Here is a 7328-nt window from a genome sequence, read left to right on the forward strand (position 1 = left end):
AAGGCGGCGCTGCTGGCCGCGCTCGCCGCACAGCGCGGCGCCGCCCTGCTGGCGTCGGAGAAGCAGCCGCACCGCGCGCGCCTGGTGGCGCGGGCGCTGGAGGGCAACCCCGGTCCGTACGCGGTCATCGCCGCCGACGGCACCCGGCCCGCCTGGCAGGCCGGCGCCTTCGACCGGGTGCTCGTCGATGTGCCCTGCACCGGTCTCGGCGCGCTGCGCCGGCGTCCGGAGGCGCGCTGGCGCCGCCGCCCCGAGGACCTGGACGGCTTCGCCCCGCTGCAGCGCGAGCTGCTCCGGCAGGCGCTCGCGGCGGTACGGATCGGCGGCGTCGTCGGCTACGCGACCTGCTCCCCGCATCCGGCCGAGACCCGGGCCGTGGTGGACGACGTCATCAAGGGGCGGGGCGGCCTGCCGGCAGAGGTGGAATGGATCGACGCACGGCCGCTGATGCCGGGCGTCCCGGCGCTCGGCGACGGCCCCGACGTCCAGCTGTGGCCGCATCTGCACGGCACGGACGCGATGTATCTGGCGCTGCTGCGGCGGACCGGCTGAGGGACGGGTACGGGCCGAGGCAGCGGTCTCGTTCCGATGGCGAGGGTGTCCGCCACGGCCCGTGCGTGTGAGGGAATTCCCGCAGAACTCAGCGGCGGGCCGGTGCGGCCGCTGAGGGCTCCTGGAGGGTGTCGTACAGCTTCTTCGGGAGGTAACCGGCGACGGGCATACCGGTTTCCCGGCAGTACTGGTACAGCGATTTTCCGCCGGTGGTGGTGGACAGCTTCTTTTTCTGGATCAGCTTGGCCACCGCCTTGACCTTGTTCCCCTCGACGGACTTGCAGGGGATTTTGTCCTTGTACCCCTGAACCGTGAAGCACTTCCCGTCGACGGTGACCTTTCCCGGCGCCAGTTCGATCTCCGCATCCACGCCGTTCTTGTCGTACTCGACAGGGACACCGAGATCGTGCAGCACGTCGGTGAGGTCTCTTTCGCTTTTGGTGACGGTGGCGACGGCACTGCTGTCGGCCAGCGGGATATAGCCGAACACCCCTTTGACCTGGAGCGGCATCGGCACGCCCTGGTAGCGGTACTCCCCTCCGGGGGCGGCTGAGAGCTGGTCGTACTTCGCGGTTCCGATCTCGGAGAGCCTGAGCTTGAAGAAGGCGTAATTCCGGATGTGTTTCCGGTCCAGCCTCTGGTCCCCGGCCAGGCGCTCCAGCTCGTCCAGGGTCCCGATTTCGGTCCATTCCGCTGACGCGAACGGGGCTGGGGCGACGTTCTTGGTGATGTCCAGCATTTCCTTCAAGAGGCGGACCGTCTCGTCCTCGCTGTTTTCCTTCTTCACAGCAGTGCCCAGGTCGGTGAGTTCCTTGAACTTCTCGCCGAGCGAAGTGAAGTACCGGCCGTCGAAGTCGATGTCGTCCTTCGACGTGGACGGTTCCGGCCGGATCGAGGTGTTGGGGCCGGAGAACTGGTTGCCGCCCTGCCACTCGAAGAAGGACATCCGCATATCCCCCAGCGGGACCCCGGCCACGGTATCGGTGTCGGGGTCCGGTCCGGCCAGCTTTTCCCTCAGCTCTCTCTTGAACGTCTCCAGGTCCTGCCCGGCGGGGGGTACGACCTTGAGGTTGTTGAGCATCTGGTCGGTGAGGGTTTCGGGAATGGCGTGGCCGAGGACCTCGGCCCGCTTCTCCTTGCTCAGCTTTCCGAGCGCGCCGACGAGGGCGGTGTGGGGAACGATGTGGTGCGCGGTGAGCTCCCACCCTTCGTGTTGTCTCGCTTCGGCATAGGGGTTCTCGCCGCGCCGCTGGATGACGGGCGAGCCCGAGGGTGCTGTGGCGAACCGGGCCACCGTCGGCGCGGAGGCTTCGGCGCGGAGGGCCTGCCGCTCGGGTGGGACGGCAGCCGGGACGGCCGGGGAAGGTGTCGGTACGGGGCGGGCGAGGACGCGGGTCGCGTTCTCCTCCGCCGCGCGTTCGAAGGTGTCGCAGGGGCCGCTGATGCTCAGGCCCGAGCCGTTGTCGGTACCGGAGACCGGACCGGTGCGCTGCTGGATGACATGGGTGAGCTCATGGGCCAGGGTGTGCTTGTCGGCGCCGCCGTTGCCGATGACGATATGGCTGCCGGAGGTGTAGGCACGGGCGCCGAGCTCGGTGGCGGAGCGCCGGGCCGGCGGGCCGGTGTGCAGGCGGACGTCGGAGAAGTCGGCGTCGAGCCGGGCTTCCCTCTCCGTGCGTACGCTCTCGTCGAGCGGTGAGCCCGGGGAGCGTAGTACGTCGTGCACGGTGGAGCGTTGAATTGGCTGCTGGTGCCCGCGTGGGGTGTCGTGGGCGTGCGGCTCCCGAGCAAGGAGTTGTCCGACCGCGCGGTTTCCGGCGGAGCGCTGCAGCGCGATGAGTGCCGCAGGGCCGTTCCCGGGGCTCTGGACCGGGGCCGCCTCGGGCGAGAAGTGGTGGGTTTCGCCCTGCAGATGTGTTGCTTGCTCCGCTGACGGCCGATCTTCCGCGTACACGCTGTCTCCCCTCCGCCCGCCGGTCCACTGCCCGATGGCGACACCGCCAGCATCGCGGGCCTGTGGTCGGGGCGGAAGGGCGCACTCCGGGCGGTCGTTGCACCCGTCCCCCCTCCCTCGCTTCTCGGCCACCAAGCCATACTGATGGCATGGCCTTGATCAACCCCAGCATCCTGTCCGCAGACTTCGCCCGGCTCGCCGAGGAGGCGAAGGCCGTCGAGGGCGCCGACTGGCTCCACGTCGACGTCATGGACAACCACTTCGTCCCGAATCTCACCCTCGGTGTGCCGGTGGTCGAGTCGCTGAGCAAGGCGACGGACACCCCGCTCGATCTGCATCTGATGATCGAGGACCCGGACCGCTGGGCGCCGCAGTACATCGAGGCCGGGGCCGGGTCGGTGACCTTCCATGTGGAGGCGGCGGCGGCGCCGGTGCGGCTGGCGCGGGAGATCCGGGCCAAGGGCGCGCGGGCGTCGATGGCGCTGAAGCCGGCCACGCCGATCGAGCCGTACGAGGATCTGCTTCCCGAGCTCGACATGCTGCTGATCATGACCGTGGAGCCCGGCTTCGGCGGCCAGGCGTTCCTGGACATCATGCTGCCGAAGATCCGTCGCACCCGTGAGCTGATCTCCCGGCACGGTCTGGAGCTGTGGCTCCAGGTCGACGGCGGGGTCTCGGCGGCCACCATCGAGCGCTGTGCCGAGGCGGGCGCCGATGTGTTCGTGGCCGGCTCCGCGGTGTACGGCGCGGACGACCCGGCCAAGGCGGTCCGGGACCTGCGGGAGAAGGCCGAGACGGCGACCACGGCGGCGGGCTGGGGCTGCGCGCACTGACTCCGGGGCACGGGAGCGGGCCGCCGGCTCGAACATGTGACGGGCGGCCCGGTCGATATCGGCCACCGAAATCCCCTTGTGGCGCGGCTGTGCCGCGCCTTGTCCGTGGCGCAACCGAGCGTTCACGACGGTCGGAGCGGTGATGGTCCCCGTTGCCCTCGGGTTTCTGAAAGGATGAGCAAAGACTCGATCAGATGCGCAAAAGGGGAGAATTTCGTGGTAGCCAGCCGCCCACAGTCCGGAATGGGCCCTGCCGAGCTGGTGCAGGCCGCGGCCATGGCCCGCCGTTTCTATCTTGAGGGCAAGTCGAAGATCCAGATCGCGGAGGAGTTCGGCGTCAGCCGGTTCAAGGTCGCGCGGGTGCTGGAGACAGCACTGGAACGTGATCTTGTACGGATCGAGATCCGGGTGCCCTCCGAGCTGGACGCCGAACGCTCCGACGCCCTGCGGGCCCGTTACGGCCTGCGGCACGCGGTGGTCGTCGAGTCGCCCGCGGACGCTCCCCCCGCCTTCGGTGGCGGGACCCCGCCCGAAGACGCCGCCGACCCGGAGAACCTCGGTGAGGTCGCGGCCGACCTCCTCGGCGAGCTGGTCAACGAGGGCGATGTGCTCGGGCTGGCCTGGGGCCGGTCGACGATCCACATGGCGGCCGCGCTGCACCGGCTGCCGCCGTGCACCGTCGTCCAGCTGACCGGTGTGTACGACGCGGGCACCGCCGACCGCGGCTCTGTCGAGGCGGTACGCCGCGCGGCCGATGTCTCCGGTGGCGAGGCGCACCCGATCTACGCGCCGATGCTGCTGCCCGACTCGGCGACCGCGGCCGCGCTGCGCGGCCAGACCGGCATCGCCCGCGCCTTCGACTACTTCGACAAGGTCACCGTCGCCTGTGTCTCCATCGGCTCCTGGGAGCCGGGCGTCTCGACCGTCTACGACATGCTGTCGGAGCAGGAGCGGGAGCATTACGCCTCGCTCGGTGCCGCCGCCGAGATGTCCGCACACCTCTTCGACGCCGAGGGCCGGCGGATCGGCCGGGACCTCGGCGAGCGGTGCATCACGGTCGAGGCGGACCGGCTGCGCCGTATCCCTGAGGTCGTCGCGATCGCGGGCGGCCGGCGCAAGGCCGCGGCGATCGGCGCGGTGCTGCGCTCCGGGCTGGTGACGAGCCTGGTCACGGACACCTCCGCCGCCGACCATCTGCTGCTGGAGACCGGCCCCGGGCCGCGCCCCGCCCTGGACCGGGCGGATCCTGACGGGGCGTGACGCACCCCTGGCGGACTCATCGGCGAGCAGCCCGGGCCTGCCTGTGACAGCATCGGCGCCATGGTGATCCGCTTCGTTCCGCGCCGCGCCGCCGCTGTCGTCGCCGCGCTGCTCGCCGGGTTGCTTCTCGTACTGACCGGGTGTTCCACCGGCGGTGGTGACAAGGGGAGTTCGCCTGCGTCGCCGCGGTCCGTGGCGACGCCCGCCGCCGGTACGCGGGCACCCGCCACCTCCGGTGGGCCCGGCACCGTTGGCGTACCGGACTGGGCGAAGGGCATGCCGGTCGTCCCGGTCGGCAAGCTGCCCTCCCAGGCGCGGGACACCCTGCGGCTCATCGACGCCGGCGGGCCCTTCCCGTATGCGCAGGACGGGACCGTCTTCGGCAACCGTGAGGGGCTGTTGCCCCGTCAGCCGCGCGGCCACTACCACGAGTACACGGTTCCGACGCCCGGGTCGCCGGACCGCGGTGCGCGCCGTCTCGTCACCGGCGAGAGCCATGAGACGTATTACACCGACGATCACTACCGGACCTTCAAGGCGGTGCTCCGATGACGGGTTCTGTGCCCCGGCCGCTCGCGGCGGTGCTCGATGGCAGTACGCCCCCGGGAGTGCTGCCCTGGCCCGCCGACCGCTCGGTGGCGGACGCCCTGGACGCCGCGCGGGACGCCGGCTGGACCGGCGCGACGCTGGAACTCGAAGGGGCCGTGGACAAGGACACCTTCATGGAGCGGTGCGCCCGCTCGCTGAAGCTGCCGGACTGGTTCGGCCGCAACTGGGACGCGCTCGCCGACTGCCTCACCGACCTGTCCTGGTGCCCCGCCGACCGCGGCCGGCTGCTGATCGTGACGGGCTGGCAGGGCTATGCGGCCGCCGCGCCGGAGGACTGGAGCATCGTGGAGGGCGTCCTCGCGGACGCGGTGGGGTACTGGCGCGACTCGGACACCGGACTGGCCGTGATCATGGCCAGGGGGCGGGCCCGGCAGGGGGTCTAGGAGCCGTCCGGGACCGTGTCCGGCGGGTGTCGTCCCGGCTGGAGATCACCCCGTACGTCTGGACCGCCCACCCGGCTCGACGTGTACACGCCAGCAGCTCACGTGCCCGTTGGTGGATCGCACACACGGCCCACTCCCTGGCTCGGACAATCGTATGAGCCCTGGTCAGGGCCCGTATCCTGGCGGTATGCGATTCCTGAATCCGAAGAACGGCGCCCTCGAAGAGAGTTCTTCGGTGCCTTACGACCTGACCTACGACGATGTGTTCATGGTGCCCGGCCGCTCCGCCGTGGGCTCCCGCCAGGGCGTGGATCTGTCCTCGCCCGACGGGTCCGGAACCACCATTCCGCTCGTGGTCGCCAACATGACGGCGATCGCCGGCCGCCGGATGGCCGAGACCGTTGCCCGCCGTGGTGGCCTGGTCGTCATTCCGCAGGACATCCCGATCGACGTCGTCACCGATGTCGTGACCTGGGTCAAGCGCCGTCACCTGGTACTGGACACGCCGATCGTGCTGTCCCCGGTCGCGACCGTCGCCGACGCCCTGTCGCTGCTGCCCAAGCGGGCGCACGGCGCGGGCATCGTCGTCGAGGGCGGCCGCCCGGTCGGCGTCGTCACCGAGCACGACCTGGCCGGGGTGGACCGCTTCACCCAGGTGGCCGAGGTCATGACCCGGGACCTGCTGGTCCTGGACGCGGACATCGACCCGCGGGAGGCCTTCAACCGCCTGGACGCCGCCAACCGCAAGCTCGCTCCCGCGGTCGACGCGGACGGCAAGCTGGTCGGCATCCTGACCCGTAAGGGCGCCCTGCGCGCCACCCTGTACACCCCCGCCACGGACGCCAACGGCAAGCTGCGGATCGCCGCTGCCGTGGGCATCAACGGCGATGTGGCCGGCAAGGCCAAGGCGCTGCTGGACGCCGGCGTGGACACGCTTGTCGTGGACACCGCGCACGGCCACCAGGAGAGCATGATCAGCGCGGTCAAGGCGGTCCGGGCGCTGGACCCGCAGGTCCCGATCGTGGCGGGCAACATCGTCGCCGCCGAGGGCGTACGCGATCTGATCGAGGCCGGCGCGGACATCATCAAGGTCGGTGTCGGACCGGGCGCGATGTGCACCACCCGGATGATGACCGGCGTGGGCCGGCCGCAGTTCTCCGCGGTGCTGGAGTGCGCCGCCGAGGCCAAGAAGTTCGGCAAGCACGTCTGGGCCGACGGCGGCGTGCGGCACCCCCGCGATGTCGCGATGGCGCTGGCCGCGGGCGCGTCCAACGTCATGATCGGCTCCTGGTTCGCCGGCACCCTGGAGTCGCCCGGCGACCTCCAGCACACCGCCGACGGCCGCCCGTACAAGGAGAGCTTCGGTATGGCCTCCGCCCGTGCGGTGCAGCGCCGTACCAGCGAGGAGTCGGCCTACGACCGGGCCCGCAAGGGGCTCTTCGAGGAGGGCATCTCCACCTCGCGGATGTTCATCGACCAGGGGCGCCCCGGCGTCGAGGACCTGATCGACTCGATCATCGCGGGCGTCCGCAGCTCCTGCACGTACGCGGGCGCGGCCTCGCTGGCCGAGTTCGCCGAGAAGGCCGTGGTCGGCGTGCAGAGCGCCGCCGGCTACGCCGAGGGCAAGCCGCTGCACGACAGCTGGAACTGACCCGCGACAGGGCCGCACAGCGACCCGGATCCGCCGCTCACCGGCCCCGCACCGCATCGGTGCGGGGCCGGTCGCGTATGCGGGCC

At 70.9% G+C, this 7328-nt stretch carries 7 protein-coding genes; 6 read left to right on the forward strand and 1 reads right to left on the reverse strand.

The annotated features are described in order from the left end of the window. On the forward strand, positions 1-552 hold a 552-nt coding region (locus tag DY245_RS35055), incomplete at its 5' end, for an RsmB/NOP family class I SAM-dependent RNA methyltransferase (RefSeq protein WP_483409834.1). Positions 553-640: 88 nt separating this feature from the next. Here the strand turns inward: DY245_RS35055 and DY245_RS35060 are convergent. Further along, complete coding sequence (locus DY245_RS35060) at positions 641-2506, reverse strand: eCIS core domain-containing protein (RefSeq protein ID WP_425329481.1); 1866 nt, start codon at positions 2504-2506, stop codon at positions 641-643. A 149-nt stretch (positions 2507-2655) separates the two neighbouring features. Here DY245_RS35060 and rpe point away from each other — a divergent pair, with 149 nt between their 5' ends. The 5 genes from rpe to DY245_RS35085 all read left to right on the forward strand — a co-directional run bounded on the left by rpe (position 2656) and on the right by DY245_RS35085 (position 7242). Then, positions 2656-3339 (forward strand): ribulose-phosphate 3-epimerase, encoded by a 684-nt coding sequence (gene rpe / locus DY245_RS35065; protein ID WP_128511140.1) that lies wholly within the window; start codon positions 2656-2658, stop codon positions 3337-3339. 243 nt (positions 3340-3582) lie between these two features. Next, the gene (locus tag DY245_RS35070) at positions 3583-4599 is read left to right on the forward strand and encodes a sugar-binding transcriptional regulator (protein ID WP_128511145.1); all 1017 of its coding nucleotides are present in this window, start codon (positions 3583-3585) and stop codon (positions 4597-4599) included. Positions 4600-4659: 60 nt separating this feature from the next. Then, positions 4660-5151 carry a guanyl-specific ribonuclease gene (locus DY245_RS35075; RefSeq protein WP_128511141.1) on the forward strand — a complete coding sequence of 164 codons (492 nt, stop codon included), beginning with the start codon at positions 4660-4662 and terminating at the stop codon, positions 5149-5151. Then, positions 5148-5591: a barstar family protein gene (locus DY245_RS35080; protein ID WP_128511142.1), complete on the forward strand. Its 444-nt coding sequence runs from the start codon at positions 5148-5150 to the stop codon at positions 5589-5591. The genes DY245_RS35075 and DY245_RS35080 overlap by 4 nt, the downstream gene beginning before the upstream one ends. Before the next feature lie 187 nt (positions 5592-5778). Next, positions 5779-7242, forward strand: coding sequence for a GuaB1 family IMP dehydrogenase-related protein (locus DY245_RS35085; RefSeq protein ID WP_128511143.1), 1464 nt, complete (start codon positions 5779-5781; stop codon positions 7240-7242). The last annotated feature ends 86 nt before the right edge of the window (positions 7243-7328 follow it).

Source organism: Streptomyces inhibens, from assembly GCF_003389455.1.
GTDB classification, from domain to species: domain Bacteria; phylum Actinomycetota; class Actinomycetes; order Streptomycetales; family Streptomycetaceae; genus Streptomyces; species Streptomyces inhibens.

What these genes read in the sequence shown, in the direction of transcription:
- DY245_RS35075 (WP_128511141.1), top strand. Translation starts at nt 4,660, where the DNA reads ATGGTGATCCGCTTCGTTCCGCGCCGCGCCGCCGCTGTCGTCGCCGCG.
- rpe (WP_128511140.1), top strand. Translation starts at nt 2,656, where the DNA reads ATGGCCTTGATCAACCCCAGCATCCTGTCCGCAGACTTCGCCCGGCTC.
- DY245_RS35080 (WP_128511142.1), top strand. Translation starts at nt 5,148, where the DNA reads ATGACGGGTTCTGTGCCCCGGCCGCTCGCGGCGGTGCTCGATGGCAGT.
- DY245_RS35085 (WP_128511143.1), top strand. Translation starts at nt 5,779, where the DNA reads ATGCGATTCCTGAATCCGAAGAACGGCGCCCTCGAAGAGAGTTCTTCG.
- DY245_RS35070 (WP_128511145.1), top strand. Translation starts at nt 3,583, where the DNA reads ATGGGCCCTGCCGAGCTGGTGCAGGCCGCGGCCATGGCCCGCCGTTTC.